General features: G+C 40.4%; 17 protein-coding genes. 7 read left to right on the top strand and 10 right to left on the bottom strand.

From position 1 onward, the window contains the following. Positions 1-25 precede the first annotated feature (25 nt). A complete protein-coding gene (locus ALE3EI_RS00520) occupies positions 26-1,420 on the top strand; it encodes a sugar transferase (protein ID WP_186989766.1) in 1,395 nt (464 codons plus the stop codon). A 131-nt stretch (positions 1,421-1,551) separates the two neighbouring features. Here ALE3EI_RS00520 and ALE3EI_RS00515 read toward each other — a convergent pair whose 3' ends face one another. Beyond that, positions 1,552-2,757 (bottom strand): lipoprotein N-acyltransferase Lnb domain-containing protein, encoded by a 1,206-nt coding sequence (locus ALE3EI_RS00515; RefSeq protein ID WP_186989764.1) that lies wholly within the window; start codon positions 2,755-2,757, stop codon positions 1,552-1,554. A gap of 39 nt (positions 2,758-2,796) precedes the next feature. Continuing rightward, positions 2,797-3,864 carry a putative type IX sorting system protein PorV2 gene (locus ALE3EI_RS00510; RefSeq protein WP_186989762.1) on the bottom strand — a complete coding sequence of 356 codons (1,068 nt, stop codon included), beginning with the start codon at positions 3,862-3,864 and terminating at the stop codon, positions 2,797-2,799. Between the two features lie 126 nt (positions 3,865-3,990). Between ALE3EI_RS00510 and ALE3EI_RS00505 the strand changes: the two genes are divergently transcribed. Then, on the top strand, positions 3,991-4,752 hold the full coding sequence (locus ALE3EI_RS00505; protein ID WP_186989760.1) for a CDP-alcohol phosphatidyltransferase family protein: 762 nt from the start codon (positions 3,991-3,993) through the stop codon (positions 4,750-4,752). On the opposite strand, the gene lptB is transcribed toward ALE3EI_RS00505, so the two are convergent. From lptB to ALE3EI_RS00485, 4 genes are read right to left on the bottom strand one after another with little or no spacing between them, the layout of a single operon-like run. After that, complete coding sequence (gene lptB / locus ALE3EI_RS00500) at positions 4,745-5,485, bottom strand: LPS export ABC transporter ATP-binding protein (protein WP_186989758.1); 741 nt, start codon at positions 5,483-5,485, stop codon at positions 4,745-4,747. The genes ALE3EI_RS00505 and lptB overlap by 8 nt on opposite strands. A 59-nt stretch (positions 5,486-5,544) precedes the next feature. Continuing rightward, the gene (locus tag ALE3EI_RS00495) at positions 5,545-5,898 is read right to left on the bottom strand and encodes a carboxymuconolactone decarboxylase family protein (RefSeq protein WP_186989756.1); all 354 of its coding nucleotides are present in this window, start codon (positions 5,896-5,898) and stop codon (positions 5,545-5,547) included. After that, the gene (tatC, locus tag ALE3EI_RS00490; protein ID WP_233279980.1) at positions 5,879-6,724 is read right to left on the bottom strand and encodes a twin-arginine translocase subunit TatC; all 846 of its coding nucleotides are present in this window, start codon (positions 6,722-6,724) and stop codon (positions 5,879-5,881) included. Before tatC ends, ALE3EI_RS00495 begins: the two co-directional genes overlap by 20 nt. Beyond that, a complete protein-coding gene (locus ALE3EI_RS00485; protein ID WP_186989754.1) occupies positions 6,724-7,689 on the bottom strand; it encodes a KpsF/GutQ family sugar-phosphate isomerase in 966 nt (321 codons plus the stop codon). Before ALE3EI_RS00485 ends, tatC begins: the two co-directional genes overlap by 1 nt. Before the next feature lie 206 nt (positions 7,690-7,895). Here ALE3EI_RS00485 and recQ point away from each other — a divergent pair, with 206 nt between their 5' ends. The 3 genes from recQ (at position 7,896) to ALE3EI_RS00470 (ending at position 11,731) form a co-directional block, all read left to right on the top strand. Next, positions 7,896-10,088: a DNA helicase RecQ gene (recQ, locus tag ALE3EI_RS00480; protein ID WP_186989752.1), complete on the top strand. Its 2,193-nt coding sequence runs from the start codon at positions 7,896-7,898 to the stop codon at positions 10,086-10,088. A 92-nt stretch (positions 10,089-10,180) separates the two neighbouring features. Beyond that, positions 10,181-11,113 carry a peptidylprolyl isomerase gene (locus ALE3EI_RS00475; RefSeq protein ID WP_186989750.1) on the top strand — a complete coding sequence of 311 codons (933 nt, stop codon included), beginning with the start codon at positions 10,181-10,183 and terminating at the stop codon, positions 11,111-11,113. A gap of 81 nt (positions 11,114-11,194) precedes the next feature. Then, on the top strand, positions 11,195-11,731 hold the full coding sequence (locus ALE3EI_RS00470; RefSeq protein WP_186989748.1) for a YfiT family bacillithiol transferase: 537 nt from the start codon (positions 11,195-11,197) through the stop codon (positions 11,729-11,731). A 119-nt stretch (positions 11,732-11,850) separates the two neighbouring features. Here ALE3EI_RS00470 and ALE3EI_RS00465 read toward each other — a convergent pair whose 3' ends face one another. Further along, positions 11,851-12,408 (bottom strand): thioredoxin family protein, encoded by a 558-nt coding sequence (locus ALE3EI_RS00465; RefSeq protein ID WP_186989746.1) that lies wholly within the window; start codon positions 12,406-12,408, stop codon positions 11,851-11,853. 116 nt (positions 12,409-12,524) lie between these two features. Between ALE3EI_RS00465 and ALE3EI_RS00460 the strand changes: the two genes are divergently transcribed. Continuing rightward, positions 12,525-12,842, top strand: a complete 318-nt coding sequence (locus ALE3EI_RS00460; protein WP_186989744.1) for a phosphoribosylpyrophosphate synthetase — start codon at positions 12,525-12,527, stop codon at positions 12,840-12,842. Further along, entirely contained in the window at positions 12,826-13,164 is a 339-nt protein-coding gene (locus ALE3EI_RS00455) for a tRNA-binding protein (protein ID WP_186989742.1), read from the top strand. Before ALE3EI_RS00460 ends, ALE3EI_RS00455 begins: the two co-directional genes overlap by 17 nt. 9 nt (positions 13,165-13,173) lie before the next feature. On the opposite strand, the gene ALE3EI_RS00450 is transcribed toward ALE3EI_RS00455, so the two are convergent. Genes ALE3EI_RS00450 through ALE3EI_RS00440 form a run of 3 tightly spaced genes read right to left on the bottom strand, consistent with a single transcriptional unit; the run spans position 13,174 to position 16,668 of the window. Then, complete coding sequence (locus tag ALE3EI_RS00450; protein ID WP_186989739.1) at positions 13,174-14,235, bottom strand: YceI family protein; 1,062 nt, start codon at positions 14,233-14,235, stop codon at positions 13,174-13,176. A gap of 53 nt (positions 14,236-14,288) precedes the next feature. Then, the gene (locus ALE3EI_RS00445) at positions 14,289-15,218 is read right to left on the bottom strand and encodes a hypothetical protein (RefSeq protein ID WP_186989737.1); all 930 of its coding nucleotides are present in this window, start codon (positions 15,216-15,218) and stop codon (positions 14,289-14,291) included. A 1-nt stretch (position 15,219) separates the two neighbouring features. Continuing rightward, the gene (locus ALE3EI_RS00440) at positions 15,220-16,668 is read right to left on the bottom strand and encodes an MBOAT family O-acyltransferase (RefSeq protein WP_186989735.1); all 1,449 of its coding nucleotides are present in this window, start codon (positions 16,666-16,668) and stop codon (positions 15,220-15,222) included. Positions 16,669-16,839 lie beyond the last annotated feature (171 nt).

Raw genomic sequence — 16,839 nt, 5'->3', positions numbered from 1 at the left:
ACTTTTATAGCGCTAAACTTAACCAATGTCTCAGAAGTCGAATATTCATTTTGATATTTCCGAACGGAAAGTCCTGTTGCGGCTTTTTGATATCGCAAGTGTATTGGCGCTGCTGTATTTAGTTGGGATCGTTTTTAATTTCGACTACTTCAAGATCAATAAAGATCACTGGGTGTGGTCTATCGTACTCGGGATTTACCTCACCATATTCGCTACCATTTTTGAATTGTACAACCTGCAAAAAGCCAGCAAGTTTGAAGTGGTGGTGCAGAATATTATTCTTACTTCCTCAGTCACGGTATTATTTTATCTCTTAACACCATTTTTTACTCCCGAACTTCCCGCCAACCGTTTACAGATCATCTATTTTTATATTTCTGTTAACCTGGCGCTATTTGTATGGCGCTATGCATATATTGTTTTAATTTCTGCTCCGCGCTTTTTTAAAAAAGTGATGCTGGTTGCAAATGCCGACGATGTGGATATCATTATTTCCTCCTTGCAGAAATCGGATCCCAATTATAAGGTAGTTGGTTTTATCAATACCGGATCTTCCGCGTATGTGGGTTACGATCAAAAGGAACTTCAAGAATTCAGCCTTGATAATGTGGCTAATACTGTTTCTGAACGATCTATTTCTGAAATTGTGGTTGCTACGCCACACAGTGACGGTATGACGGTTTCTCTCTATAATCAGTTGATATCATTATTGGAAAATGGGGTGGCCATAAGAGAATATACTCAGGTGTATGAAGAGATCACACGCAGGGTTCCGGTTCAGCATGTTGATAAGGATTTTTACCGGTATTTCCCTTTTAGCCGGTCTAATCAGAATAAATTATATCTATTCTTCCACAGGATATTGGATCTCCTGTTCTCAGCTCTGGGATTGCTCTTCGGAATGATCATCTTCCCCATCATATTGATAGGTAATATTTTTGCCAATCGGGGTCCTTTGTTCTATACTCAGATTCGGGTGGGAAAGAACGGAAAACATTTCAGAATATATAAACTGAGAAGTATGGTGACCGACGCCGAAAAGGACGGAGCACAATATGCCGAAAAGAGGGATACCCGCGTCACAAAATTCGGCAGGTTTTTAAGACGTTCGCGTTTTGATGAGATCCCACAATTTATCAATGTGATAAAGGGCGATATGAGTGTGATTGGTCCACGTCCCGAACGACCGGTATTTGTGAAAGAACTTTCAGAAAAGATCCCTTTTTATGAAGTACGACATCTGGTGAAACCCGGGGTAACAGGATGGGCACAGGTGAATGCCAATTACGGTACCTCTCATGAGGATACGCTGGAAAAACTACAATACGACCTTTACTATATTAAACGAAGAAGTCTTTTTCTCGATATCAGTATTGTGATAAAAACACTGAGTACCATAATTTTCTTTAGGGGACAGTAGGAGTCGGGAGTCGGGAGTCTGGAGTCAGGTGTTGGGAGTCTGGAGTCAGGAGTACGGTGCGAGAATTAGTGCTTACTTTTTCACTAACCACTAACCACTAACCACTAACCACTAACCACTAATCCTAATCACTACTCGTTAATCCCTGCCACCTGCGCCTGCTGTTTCTTTAGAAATGAGAAAACATAGGTATAGCGAATAAAAAGCGCAACAAGCAAAGGAATAAGACCTATGGCATATACCTGCACTCCGCTTACCCAGTGTGTGATCAATACTATTAGCATTAGAGGCAATAAAAAAACATAGCGGCCTAACCATTTCTTAGGTTCGCGTTTACTGATAAGGGTAAAAAAGAACAGGCTAAGCGGAAAGGCCCATAACAGATTATAATTGTTCGCGGTAGAGGTGTGGTCGGTAGCAAACCACAACAAACATAGAAAGACGCCTATTAAACCGGTAATAAAGAAAATTGTGCCATCCAGATAACGGCTTCTGGTTTTTTGCTTATAATCTCGGTATGTGATGTACATAATAATGAGACCGAGTATTCCAAAAACGAACAACGGACTCATAAAAAACCCCGAACTGTCCCGTTCTCCCTGCACGCGATGGATGGTCTGTAAATTCTTAACAAGCGGCTGACTTTCTCCCAAATGAGTGATGGTAGCCGTTGCAGCTGCTTTTTGAACATATTCGGGAAGAAACTGATATTCCCACGGTGTGGCTTCTCTATCGACCACCGCACCAATGGCAACATCCATTCCCAGACTTCCCCAGCTGTTGGCCTGTACATTCTTTTGGATCAATTCCCTAAAGGTATACTCCTTATCGATAAACTTACTATTGTATTTAATCTTATCCCTCAAAACTTCTACCAAAACATCACGGATCTTGGTCGCACAATTGTCATAGAAAAAATCGTAGAGATAATATTGATTTTCAGGCAGCGCATTATTCTGCAAATATGTAAAGATCGCTACTTTCTCGGCATAGGTCAACTCGAGTTCTGCTTCCTCAACCCAGCGATCCTGCGCAATATAGTTTTGAATAAAGGGGCGGTATGGACTTACAGCCAGCCTGTAGTTCAATTTTCCCTGAGCGAATTTGGTATAAAAGTTTGGGGTGTCGAAGTCATAAACACCATAATTGAAGACTATATCTGTGCCTTTGGCAAAATCTTTTACTCTGAAGGCACTATGTCCGAATTTATCGTACAGATTGTCTCCGGGACCGATGGTAAGGATGCTTATTTCAGATTCTTCTGAAAGGGTAAAAATTTGTGGGAATGCCGAAAAGTTCAGGAAGAATACCAGAAGAACTACTAACTTTTTTATCATAGAAAAAGGGTTCAGAATTCAGGGACTAAAAATAAGTATTTACCTGAAAATACTCCAATCCAAAGTAACGGAAAAAACATTAGAATACAAGGCGGCACTTTGATCGCCAATATCGGTAAGTGCATAGTCAACCTGAATGCCTTTGTACTTAAAGCCAACACCTATATTGGGTTGAAATCCAACCGACTCACTTCCATCCAATTGCTTAATATTTTGAAAATTTCCCAGTCCGGCGCGAACAAAGATCATATCGATATAGCCAAACTGTAGCCCCAGTGCTGGGTCAATACTGGTAAATGACGTAGAAATTATATCGTTGGTCTCTGCAAATCTGAAGTTGAGATCAACTTCGGCAAGTAACTCAAAATCGTAATGAAAGACAAAATTCCGGGCTGCCCCAATCTGCAATTTAGGGATGGTGATCTCGGTTGTTTCAGGCAATTCCTGATTCTGTCCTTCCACAGCTCCCGAAATAGTAGCGAATTGCTCTTCATCAATAGACCAGGCATTAAAAGTCGTGGTAATATCTCTGGCCATTATTCCAAATTTCCATTCTCCGGTTTCAAACTGAATGGCGGCGTCGAGACCAAACCCCCAGGACGATGCAAAATCACCAATAACTCGTCGAATTACCTTGGCGTTCATCCCAAAGTTAAGGCCGTCGAGCGGTAACTTCCGGGCATATGAAAAGGTGATCCCGTAATCGGCCGTAGAAAATAAACTAATACGGTTGTAATCGATATTCCCCTGTTCGTCGATAAGTTGGGTGGTATTCAAGATGTCGTCCACTCCAAAGCGAATTACCGAGAGTCCGACTGCGCTTCTGTCGTCCAGCGGCATGGCAAAGCCGGCATAATCGTAATTGGCAATATTGGCAAAATAGGAGGCGTGCATTAAAGAAAGTTGTTTATCCTCCAGATTTACGAGTCCCGCCGGATTCCAGTAACCGGAATTAACATCATTGGTAGAAGCGACAACAGCATTAGCCATCCCAAAAGCAGCGGCATCCACACCTATGTTCATAAATTCGTTGGAATATTTACGAACAGTTTGTGCAGATACTGATATTGAAACGATAAGTAAAACGAAAAAAACGTTCTTCTTCAAGCTAATAATTTTCAGCAAATATCTCACTATTTTACAGAATACTAAACTATAATTTTAAGCACATATTGTGTATATATGGCTTTAGACGCAAATAGTTTGCTATTTTTACACTGCTGATCAATTAATATGATAAAACAGATACCTAACATCATCACTTCCCTTAATTTATTGTGTGGATGTGTTGCTATTCTCTTTGCCGTTTCGGGCGATCTTGTTACGGCTGCTTTTTTTGTTTTCTTCGGAATATTCTTCGATTTTTTTGATGGTCTGGCCGCCAGATTACTGAAGGCACAGAGCGAAATCGGATTGCAATTCGATTCACTGGCCGATGTGATCACCAGCGGACTTGCACCGGCTGTCGTTATGGTGCAATTGTTTTCGGAAGCGACGCTGGGTTTACCATTTACATTTTCTATAGAAGAATCTGAAACTATGTTATGGAGTGCCGGACAGTTTAGTTATTGGCCTTTGGTAGGTCTTCTTATCGCAGTAGCTTCCGCTTATCGTTTGGCAAAGTTTAATGTTGATACGCGTCAGACGACTAGCTTTATAGGGTTACCCACTCCCGCCAATGCCATGCTTATCCTGAGCATCCCGTTAATACTGCATTTTCAGTATAGCCTTGAAGCAGAAAGTGTTCTCCTAAACAAATGGTTTTTACTTGGTCTAACGATTCTGAGTTGTTTTTTACTGAATTCAGAGATCAAATTGTTCGGCTTAAAATTTAAGAGTTGGGATTTTAAAAGCAACGTAAAACGGTATGTGTTTTTAGCACTGTGTATAATTGCTATTCTTCTACTTCAGTATATAGCTATTCCGGTGATAATTTTACTGTATATCGTATTGTCACTACTTTGGAAAGAAAGAACACCTGAAAGAATTACGTAAATAGTTTCTTTTTGCGCAATTCGAAATTCTGACCCAGATACACTTTGCGAACCATTTCGTCGTCGGCAAGTTCTTCCGGAATTCCGTGTTTTAAGATACTTCCTTCGAACATCAAATAGGTACGGTCTGTAATAGCCAGCGTTTCCTGTACGTTGTGGTCTGTAATGAGAATACCGATGTTCTTTTCCTTTAATTGCGCCACGATGCGCTGAATGTCCTCCACGGCCACCGGATCTACTCCGGCAAAGGGTTCGTCCAGAAGAATAAAGTGTGGGTCGGTTGCCAGGGCACGTGCGATCTCGGTACGTCTTCGCTCTCCACCACTTAAAAGATCTCCACGGTTTTTACGGATATGACCGAGCCCAAACTCTTCTATAAGCGATTCCATTTTACTGTTTTGCTCCTTTTTAGACAGCTTAGTAAGCTGAAGCACGCTTAAGATATTATCTTCTACACTCAGTTTTCGAAACACCGAAGCTTCCTGTGCCAGATACCCTATGCCGTGCTGCGCTCTTTTATACATCGGGTATTTGGTAATGTTGGTGCCTTCAAGGAAAATTTGTCCGCCGTTAGGTTTAATTAATCCTACGATCATATAAAACGAGGTGGTTTTACCTGCTCCGTTAGGACCTAAAAGTCCGACGATCTCACCCTGGTTCACTTCAACGGTGATGCCTTTTACGACCTTACGGCCTTTATAGGATTTTATAAGATTTTCGGCTTTTAGCTTCATATGGTATTTTCGTTGAGTGCTCGCAATATCCTTGCCAATCGGGACTATAAAAGTACTATTTAATTTTTGGTTTCCTCCAGTGCTTCCCAATATTCAAAGGCTCTTCGCAGGTGTGGGATGACGATCGTTCCACCAATAAGTAAAGAAACACTCATCGCTTCTACCACTTCTTCTTTAGAAATGTTGAGTTTGTAGCATTCTTCCAGATGGTATCGCACGCAATCGTCGCATCGCAGTACCAAAGAATTTCCTAAACCCAGCAGTTCTTTGGTTTTCTTCGGAAGCACCCCTTCACTAAAGGCGTTAGTATCAAGATTGAAGATCCTTTTTATGATCTTATTATTATCTGCCAACAGCTTTTCGTTCATTTTAGACCGATAAGCGTTAAATTCTTCAATTGGATTGTTTGCCATGAGTTCTAGCGCGCTTGTTTTGTTTTCTGACTACTGCTTTCGATATAAATATACTCACTTCGTATAGAATGATCACCGGGATTGCTACGATCACCTGACTCGCGATATCGGGAGGCGTAATGATAGCCGAAATTATTAGAACGATCACCAAAGCGAATTTTCGGTATTTGCGAAGTATCTGCGGCGTGACCACTCCAATCTTGGTAAGGAAATAAATAACGATTGGCAATTCGAAGATGAGTCCGGAGGATAACGCACAGGCTCTAACCAAGCCTATATAGCTGCTAAGATCAAAATCGTTAAACACCTGGTCGCTCACCTGGTAGCTGCCAAGAAAGTTCATTGAAAGCGGGGTAACCACATAATAACCGAACAATACCCCTGTGAAAAATAAAAGTGACGCGACGATTATGAATCCGCGTGCACCGGAACGTTCATTTCTATGTAATCCCGGACTCACAAACTTCCAGAACTCGTAGAGAACGTATGGAAAGGCCACTATAAATCCGGCGGTAATCGAAGTCCAGATATGTGCCGAAAACTGTCCGGCCATGGTTCGGCTTTGTACCCTGAACGGTAATTCGGTAAAGCAAAAACTATCGAAACCCAAATAGCGAGCCGATTTACACAAGAGTTTGTAGGTTGGGAAATCGGCTTTTTTTGGACCGAATATCAATACGTCAAAAATAAAGTCCTTTGCCAGGAACGCGATGCCCCCTAAAACTACAACGGCAATTGTAGAGCGAATTAAATGCCACCTTAGTTCTTCAAGGTGATCCAGAAAGGACATTTCTTTTTCGGGGGATTTCTTTTTTTTGGGCGACATTAAATAATACCTTCTTTGGTAAGGTTATGGATATGAACCACACCACAATATGCCCCATCCTCTTCCGCGAGGATCTGAGTGATACCGTGCTTATCCATTAATTCCATAGCCTCAATTGCCATTGCATCGTTATTGATCTTTTTCGGGTTCTTCGACATGATATCTTTGGCAGTAAGGCCGGCAATATTATCCACTTTGGTTAACATTCTACGAAGGTCCCCGTCTGTGATGATCCCAACTACCTGATTGTCTTCAACAACAGCAGTAACTCCAAGCATTTTTTCAGAAATTTCCACGATTACCTTTTTTACATCGGTATTGGGGTGAACCATGGGTTTTTCATTTAAGGAGGTAAGATCACTTACACGAAGGTATAATTTTTTCCCCAATGAACCACCCGGATGGAATTTTGCAAAATCCCGGGATGAGAATCCGCGTAGATCAAGCAAACACATGGCCAGGGCATCACCAATAACCAATTGTGCCGTGGTACTGGTCGTTGGGGCGAGATTATTAGGACAGGCTTCCTTTTCCACATAGGCATGAAGGACAAAATCGGCTTGTTGTCCTAAAAATGATTCTTTATTGGAAGTAATGGCGACAAGTTTATTTCCAATGGCTTTTATAAGGGGAACCAGTACTTTAATTTCGGGAGTATTGCCACTTTTTGAGATACAGATCACGATATCCCTTTGCTGAATTGTTCCCAGATCACCATGAATGGCATCGGCAGCATGCATGAAAATTGCCGGAGTCCCTGTTGAATTTAAGGTAGCTACTATTTTTGTGGCGATATTAGCGCTTTTTCCAATTCCGGTAACGATCACCCGGCCTTCAGAATTATAAATATAATTCACAGCATCGGCGAATTCTTCAGTAACCAGTTCAGACAAATAGAGAATGGCTTTACTTTCAGTTTCGATCGTTTGCTTAGCAACAGAAATTATACGGGATTGTTGATTCAAAATTTTACGCTTTTATTAGTTTGTAACTGATTCAGAAATTACTATATTTAGATAACGAACACGGCACTGATCAATATTTTTCGTTCGTTGTATCTATGTAGTAGATACAGTTTTACCATAAAGGTTGCGAAATTACAATTGTTCCCCTGTTTAACCAATTATAATTGACAAAACCTGATCAACATAAACTTAAATTTTAAAGCAGCGTGACGGAGATCGATATATACGCAGCACTCAAGAAATTTTTTGGATTTACCAAATTTAAAGGACTTCAGTTAGAAGTAATAAAAAGTGTTCTTGCCAATGAGAATACTTTTGTTATCATGCCTACCGGCGGTGGGAAGTCCCTTTGCTATCAATTACCGGCTTTGATCAACGATGGTACCGCCATTGTCGTTTCTCCTTTGATCGCCCTTATGAAAAATCAGGTGGACGCTTTACGCGCTCTTTCTTCGGATGACGGTATTGCCCATGTGCTTAATTCTTCTCTAAATAAGACCGAAGTGAAACAGGTAAAAAGTGATATCACCAACGGAATTACCAAACTTTTATACGTTGCACCCGAATCGCTTACCAAGGAAGAAAATGTAGAATTCCTGAAATCGGTACAAATTTCATTTGTAGCGATAGATGAAGCGCATTGTATAAGTGAGTGGGGGCATGATTTTCGTCCGGAATATCGAAACCTAAAATCGATCATTAAAAGGATTGGTGATGATATTCCAATTATAGGCCTTACGGCAACTGCCACGCCTAAGGTTCAGGAAGATATTTTAAAGAATCTCGGAATTCAGGATGCAAACACTTTTAAGGCTTCCTTTAACCGGCCTAATCTGTACTATGAGATTCGACCCAAGACCAAGAACGTTGATAGTGATATCATTCGCTTTGTGAAGCAGCATGAAGGTAAAAGCGGAATTATCTACTGCTTGAGTCGCAAGCGGGTTGAAGAACTGGCGCAAACGCTTCAGGTAAACGGAATTAAAGCCGTTCCCTATCACGCAGGTCTCGATGCCAAGACCCGGGTAAAACATCAGGATATGTTTTTGATGGAAGATGCCGACGTCGTGGTGGCTACGATTGCCTTCGGAATGGGAATTGACAAGCCCGATGTGAGGTTTGTGATCCATAATGATATTCCGAAGAGTATAGAAAGTTACTATCAGGAAACCGGCAGGGCGGGCAGAGATGGTGGTGAAGGACATTGTTTGGCATTCTATGGCTATAAGGACATCGAAAAGCTTGAAAAATTCATGAGCGGAAAACCTGTGGCCGAGCAGGAAATTGGACATGCCTTATTACAAGAGGTGGTTGCTTTTGCCGAAACCTCAATTTCGAGAAGAAAATTCATTCTTCATTATTTTGGTGAAGAATTTGACAATGAAACAGGTGAAGGCGGGGACATGGATGATAATATGCGTTATCCGAAGAAGCAACATGAAGCCAAAGAAGATGCCGAAACCCTTTTAAATGTGATTAAAAAGACCAATGAGCAGTACAAATCGAAAGAAGTTGTTCATGTGCTGGTTGGGAAAGTGAATGCCATGATTAAATCGCATCGAACCGATACCCAGGAATTTTTTGGTGCCGGTGCCGATAAAGAGAGCAGTTATTGGATGGCATTACTAAGACAATTGTTGGTGGCAGGTTTTATAAAAAAGGATATTGAAAGCTATGGGGTGGTAAAGCTTACCAAACGTGGTAGAGACTTTATGAAAACTCCGCATTCGTTTATGATGACCGAAGACCATCAATACAACGACGAGGTTGACGATACTATCGTAGTAGCTCAAAAGGGAGGAGCAACTGCCGATGAAAACCTCTTTAAGTTATTAAAGGCCGAACGAAAAAAGGTTGCAGACAAAATGGACCTCCCTCCGTTTGTGATCTTTCAGGATCCATCCTTAGAGGATATGGCCTTAAAATATCCCATTTCCATTGAAGAACTTTCTAATGTTCACGGTGTAGGCGAGGGCAAGGCAAAAAAATATGGAGCTCCGTTCGTAAAATTAATAAATGATTACGTTGAAGAGAATGATATTATCCGTCCCGATGATTTTGTGGTGAAATCTACCGGTACCAACAGTGCACTAAAACTTTATATCATTCAGAGTGTGGATCGCAAATTACCCCTTACCGACATTGCCGATGCGAAAGGTCTGGACATGAGTGATTTTATAAAGGAAATGGAAGCTATAGTCTACAGCGGTACAAAATTAAACATTGACTACTGGATCGAAGATATACTGGATGAGGATCAGCAGGAAGAGATCCACGAATATTTTTTGGAAGCGCAAACCGACCGGATAGAAGATGCAATGGACGAGTTCGACGGAGAGTACGATCTTGAAGAGTTGCGATTGTATCGTATTAAGTTTATTAGCGAAGTGGCCAACTAAGCATTGTCACTCTACTACACTAAAATCTAGACATTCTTCTTCTTTTTTAGCAGGAAACTGTACCTTTGCCGCTTATTTAAAAAAATACAGGTATGCAAGAAGGAATTTATGCAAAATTCACAACAGAAAAGGGTGAGATACTCATAAAGCTAACGCACGATAAAACTCCGGGAACAGTGGGGAATTTTGTGGCACTGGCTGAAGGTGATCTTGAAAATGAAGCCAAACCCCAAGGCACACCCTACTACAACGGATTGTCATTTCACCGAGTAATTCCGGATTTTATGGTACAGGGCGGAGACCCGGCAGGAACCGGAGCAGGGGGTCCGGGATATAAGTTTGATGACGAATTTCATGCCGAATTAAGACACGACAGACCGGGAGTACTCTCCATGGCAAATGCAGGTCCGGGAACCAATGGAAGCCAGTTTTTTATCACTCATGTACCAACGCCATGGCTTGATAACAATCATACGGTATTTGGTCACGTCATTGAAGGTCAGGATGTGGTAGACAGTATTGCACAGGGAGATACCATGCAAACTGTTGAAATAATTAGAGAAGGTAAAGAAGCCGAATCTTGGAACGCTGTAGAAAACTTCAGACAATTTAATGGAGCCAAAGCAGAGCGTGAAGCAGCGGCTAAAAAAGCAAATGAAGATTTACTCACGTCTATTTCGGAAGGTTTTGAAGAAACTGAAAGCGGATTGAGGTATCAGATCATTCAAAAAGGCGATGGGGTGAGCCCGGAAGCCGGACAGACTGTTGGAGTACATTATAAAGGAATGTTTCCCGATGGTGCCGAATTCGATAACTCTTATAAAAGAGGAGAGCCCATTAAATTTCCGGTTGGAATGGGGAACGTAATTGCCGGTTGGGATGAAGGTATACAATTGCTAAAAGTAGGTGACAAGGCCCGTTTTGTAATTCCGTCGCATTTGGCTTATGGAGAACGAGGTGCAGGAGGGGTAATTCCTCCAAATGCTACTTTAGTTTTTGATGTGGAATTGATGGAGGTAAAATAATCTTCCTTATCCCCTAGAAAAACGTTTAGAATTATAAAAATAAACGCTCCGAATCATCGGGGCGTTTTGTATTTTTAGAACATGGATATAGAAAAGCTGAAATACCCTATTGGCAAATTCGATTGCCCTTCAAATATTACCCATGAAAAGCTGGAAGCCTGGATCTCGATACTTGAACATTTTCCGAATCGATTGTCTAATCTGGTGGTTTCTCTTTCCGAAGAACAATTAAATACACCCTACAGGGATGGTGGATGGACTGTAAAGCAGGTTATTCATCATATCTATGACAGTCATCATCACAGTTATATTCGCTTTAAATGGGCATTGACAGAAGCCACGCCTTTAATAAAAGCTTATAACGAAAAAGAATGGGCAATGCTCTTCGATTATAAAATGGCACCTATTGAGCTCTCTTTAAAAGCTTTGGAAGCCTTACATGCAAAATTGGTTTTTTTACTGAAGGGACTTTCCTATGTTGAATTTCAGAAAGAATACGTACATCCGGAAAAAACTAATAATGTTACATTAGGGGAAACGGTTGGGATCTACGCCTGGCACAGCAATCATCACTATGCGCACATTGAAAATTTACTGAAACGCAAAGGATGGGTTTAACAGGAATTAGGAATTAGTGCAGAATTAGTTATAAGACCTGAAATTCTATAGCCTGAAGGATAAAACTCAAGTTTGTCCTGAATCTCGAATCTTGTACCCTCAATCCATATTTAAAGCTCCTATTCCCTCCACTTAATATTACACCCTATACTGGGCTTTTGATCTTTACGCTGAGGACTGTTGTTTAATACATTATCCAAGGCCTCTCGAAGATCACGACCATTAACAGGTATCTTATTTCCCGGACGGGAATTGTCTAATTGTCCGCGGTAGATGAGTTTGAGATCATGATCGAAAAGATAGAAATCGGGAGTACAAGCCGCATCATAGGCTTTGGCAACTTCCTGACTCTCATCGAACAGATAAGGAAACGAATAGTTGTGCTTTCTTGCGGTTTTCCACATTTCCTGCGGTCCGTCCTGTGGGTACTTTTCAATATCATTACTGCTTATGGCTACAAAGCCGAAGCCGGTTACCCTATAGTCGTTTGCAATTCGGACGATTTCTTCATTTACGTGCTTTACAAACGGACAATGGTTGCATAAGAACATGACAACGGTCCCTTTTTCTCCTCGAACGGCCTGCAAAGAAACCGGTTTTGAGGTAATGGTATCAATAAGTTGAAAATTAGGAGCAACGGTACCTAAAGGGAGCATATTTGAAGGGGTAAGTGCCATAAAATCTTTTAGTCTATTAGTTGTACATTCATCTCTAAAGTTACAACTATTAAAGATTTTATAAAGATTTGTGAAACTCTATTATCTCCTGTAACTTTATAAGAAATAGAAAAACTATGGAAAATTCATATGAATCGTTGTCGGTAGCAATAAATGCTCTGGTTGCTGAAGGATATACAGCAGATTTTAATCTGGCTGAAGAGGGATTGGCTTCACGTTCTTTAAAGAGCAAATGGCAGGCCGGGGATTGTGATGTGATTAAATATTATCGCTTTGAAGGAATGTCTAATCCGGATGATAATTCAATTTTGTACGTCATAGAAACTAAGGATGGTACCAAAGGCTTATTAGTTGATAATTACAGTGCCGACAATGGAAATGTCGCCCCGGAAATGCTTGAAAAACTTAAAATCCGTCATGAAGGATCTTCTTAGCTGGTCCGATTTCGAAAAGGTAGAAATGCGGGTAGGGACTATCATTGAAGTTATGGATTTCCCCGAAGCCTACAACCCCTCCTACAAGCTGCGAATCGATTTTGGTAAGGATCTGGGTGTAAAAAAGACATCAGCTCAGATAACCGTGCGATACGCTAAAGAAGAATTGTTAGGAAAACAGATCGTTGCCGTGGTTAATTTTCCTGTAAAACAAATAGGTCCTTTTATGAGTGAATGTCTGGTACTGGGAGCCGTGAACGGAAAGGAAGTTACCTTACTCGAGCCGGGGAAAGATGTGGACAACGGACTAAGAATTTCCTGAGGGATTAGTTTAGAAGAAAAGATCGAGATAGGCCGCACTTTTCGCATTATCAGGTTCAAATTTTGCCGCCTTTTCAAAATTCTTTCGTGCTTCTTCCTTTGATCCAAGTTTTAAGTGCACTACGCCCAATTGATTGTAAAGGGACGCACTTTCCGGATACCATTGCAGCGCTTTTTCAATTATCGATCGTGCTTCAGCGTACATGTCCCAAGAAATAAGCGTATTGCTGATGGTCGAAAAGGCACCCACGGTGAAGGGCGAATCGGGCGTATTTCCTATGAAGTCAATGTACGAAATACCCGCTGCGATCCCTTCAGATTTAATTGTATCCAAAACAATTTTCCTTACATTTTCCTCCTCCAGATCCGCATATCTTTTCTTATAATCTGCTCGTCGAGTATGCAGGTCCAGTTCAATTTCAACTTCATCTGAAAGCTGAGTAAGTCCGTTTTCCATGATGCTGTCCCAAAAATCACCCCCGTGAACTTCGAAATCCTTACGCTTTAAAGTAAATCTTGCCGAATAGTCCACCTGCTCATTAAAGGCCCAATCCCTGCTCACAGCAGTTGGTTTATCGAATGGAATGGCTATTTCCTTAGTAATTCCGTTAAGTGAAAGGATACCGTTTAGGATAAATGAACCGTCAGGATTTTCCGTAGCCGACTTAGATTGAAATGTAATAAATGGATATTCTGCCTCATTAAACCAGGCAGTTTCGGTGATTAGATCTGCGTCGCGGGTTTCATTACCCGTATTGATCGAATTCACCCAAATAATCGCGTTCATTGTTGTGGCATCAATATTTTCGGGGTCATAAAAAACGATTCCGTTAAAACGATCGAAACGTCCACGTACCGGACTGAATCCGAAGTATTTTATCTTAAAACCTATATAAGAATGTTGATCATCCAACAGAAAGTCGGAGCCGATAAATAAGGTATTGTCGGGTGTTTTTTTTACTTCGGAAGGAGTAACTACTGCGTTTGAGTGAGGTTCTTTTGTATCGTTTTGACATCCCAAAACACAACTTATAAACAAAAACAGTATACTAAGTTTTGTAAATTGACCCATAATAAAGGGAAAGATACAAAATATAAATATCCAAAAAGTTGAATTACAGGATACTAAAGTTCATTTAGTCGAAGCGTATCCATCAATTTTCGATTAAAGAGCTCCACACCGCGTTGGTTTAGATGTACCGCGTCGTAAAAATGTAAAGAATCGTTGAGATTCATAAATTTATTAAAATCGTAATAAGGCCCCTTTTTCTTTATAAATTCTTCGTATTCTTCCATGTTGGTGAATGCATTGTACAATCCTTTTGTTACCGGTGCTTGTACTAAAATATAAGGAACCTTACTGTTCCTTAGCTTCGCAAGTATATCGTTAAATGCTTCAACCTGTTTTTCAGAAAATTCCACTTCTCTTTCATATCGATTGGTATGCTTGTAATAACTCATCTTCTTTTCTACATAACCGTTTTTCCGGTAGCGATCTTCACCCTTAAGCATCTTTTCTACCTTCTTTTCATTTCGTCCAAACCAATCTCTGTAAAACGCATAGATCATTGTGTGATAGGTTTTAAGATGATTGGTTTTTAACGCCATTTTTAATGTTTCCTTATCGTTGACATCATTGGCCATGAGATCCAACGAAGATTCAACGCCGTCTCTTCCAAAGATCGTAGGAGCAACCTCCATGATCACCAATTTTGGAGAAAGGCTGTCAAGATATCTGTTCACAAGCATTTTTGTTTGTATCGGACTTTGAGCACTACTCCCCAGATTAAACCCGAATATTTTTTCTTCCTGAAACATATATCGCACGTCGAACCCTCGATATGCCTGAGAAGACCCTAGGAATAATACCTTGGTGAGAGGCGCTTCTTTGGCTTCTTTCATCCGGCTGAATGTATGCCCATAACCGGGGCTTTTATAGATTAGATTAATTCTGTATTTGTCTGGTACGATTTCTCCCCAAAAAATGAGTAGAAACAAATAAGCGATAACACTTAATGGAATGAAAACAGCGATATTGACTAAAAACTTTTTCATATTAAAACTGAAAATAGATAAACGGAGTTTCTTCAGTTTGCATATACATTCCAATTAGAAATACCAAAAACATATAACTTCCCCACCGAACTAATCTGGGTTTCGATTTTAAACCATCTGTCGCAAATTTTCCTTCCCTTCCAAACCATTCGGCTGCTATAAAAAACGAAATGAGAACTAAGATGAGTACAAACTGGTGGAAATTTCGGATGTCCGGAAGGTCGAAAAGGCTTTCAGAAAAAATACCTGAAATGTAAGCAAAGGCGTGCCCTATATTTTCTGCTCTAAAGAACACCCAGGCGATCACAGTTATAAAAAAAGTGAGACCAATAGACACTACCGAACGCCAATCCGGCAAGTATCTGCCTTTTGCGACGATATCGAGATGATTTCTGTTTCGCTTTAACAGGAGTAGGGGTAAGAAGTAAACCGCATTTAAAGCACCCCAGACAATAAAGGTCCAATTGGCTCCGTGCCAAAAACCACTTACTATAAAAATGATAAAAATATTGCGAATCTGAAATCCGGTAGAACCCCGGCTTCCTCCAAGAGGAATATATAAATAATCCCTAAACCAAGTAGAAAGTGAAATATGCCAACGCCGCCAGAACTCGGCGATATCTCTGGAAAAATAGGGAAAGGCAAAGTTTTGCATTAGGTTAAAGCCGAATAATTTCGAGGTACCAATAGCGATATTACTGTAACCGGCAAAGTCTCCATAAATTTGAAAAGCAAATAATACACCTCCTAAAAAAAGCGTGCTCCCATTGTAGTGTTCTGAATTTTCAAAAATTATATTTACGAAATAGGCACAGTTATCGGCAATAACCATCTTCATAACTAAGCCCCATAAGATCTGTCGCATCCCGTCTGCTGCCAGATCGTAATTAAAAGTGCGTTTTTTGTAAAACTGTGGCAATAAATTTGTTGCTCTCTCTATGGGACCTGCCACCAATTGAGGAAAAAAGCTAACAAATGCTGCAAATGAGATAAAATCTTTGGTAGGTGTGAGTTTTCGCCTGTAAACATCTATGGTATAACTCAGAGTTTGAAAAGTGTAAAAACTTATACCTACAGGCAAAATGATATGGAGTAGATCGGCTTTAATAGGATTGCCAAAAAAACTATAGGCTACTGTAAAATTCTCTACAAAGAAATTGTAGTATTTAAAAAAGCCTAAAAATCCTAAATTAACACAAATTGAAATCCATAATAACAGCTTTCGCCTGCCGTTGCGTTCTTCTTTTCCCAGACTTAGTCCGACAAAGTAATCAACCAGCGTACTAAAAAGAATCAAAGACAAAAACCGCCAATCCCACCAGCCATAAAAGACATAACTCGCAATGACGATAAGTAAGTTCTGCAATTTTAGATTTCTTTGAAAAATAAACCAGTACAGTACAAAGACAATTGGCAGAAATATTGCGAAATCAATAGAATTGAATAGCATGGTGCAATTTTATGGATTTTAAGGCGAATGCTGAAATAAAAACCGCGATAAATTTCTTAGAGAATTTTTGATTTACCTGTAAAAGTCCACAAAAATTTGAAAGCAGTTTTTAACTAACACAGATGGTTTCTCAATTAAGTGGTATATTTGGGATATTCGCACAAAAAAACT

The sequence above is a fragment of the Constantimarinum furrinae genome, assembly GCF_014295415.1.
Lineage (GTDB): Bacteria > Bacteroidota > Bacteroidia > Flavobacteriales > Flavobacteriaceae > Constantimarinum > Constantimarinum furrinae.
The sequence above is the reverse complement of the archived record's forward strand: the minus strand, read 5'-3'. Positions and strand labels throughout refer to the sequence as shown.